Origin of the sequence: Brucella tritici (assembly GCF_008932285.1) — a bacterium.
GTDB classification, from domain to species: Bacteria; Pseudomonadota; Alphaproteobacteria; order Rhizobiales; family Rhizobiaceae; genus Brucella; species Brucella tritici.
Genome location: NZ_WBVY01000031.1, coordinates 1 through 309 on the forward strand (window position 1 = coordinate 1; position 309 = coordinate 309).

Sequence of the window (309 nt, forward strand, 5' to 3'; positions counted from 1 at the left end):
GGCACCGAAACCTGCCTGCGTATCCATGGTTATGTTCGTTACGACGCAACCGGCGGTGACCGCGTTTATGCTCGTACGCCTGGCGATCTGGACCGTGACACCTGGGGCAAGCTTGCTCGTGCAACGCTCCGCTTCTCGACCGCTTCGGAAACCGAACTCGGCACCCTCCGCACCTACACTGAAAACCGTTTCAACTTCACGGACGGTTTCCAGGGCGGTCATACGCTGAACTTCGCTTACATCCAGCTCGGTGGCCTGCGCCTCGGTCTCGATGAGTCGGCCTTCCACACCTTCACCGGTTACCTCGGC

The 309-nt window shown here is 60.2% G+C and carries 1 protein-coding gene; it reads left to right on the top strand.

Going from position 1 to position 309, the window contains the following annotated elements; all coding sequences use genetic code 11:
• The coding region (locus tag F9K94_RS24270) for a porin (RefSeq protein WP_192799584.1) at positions 1-309 on the top strand (309 nt) is incomplete at both ends.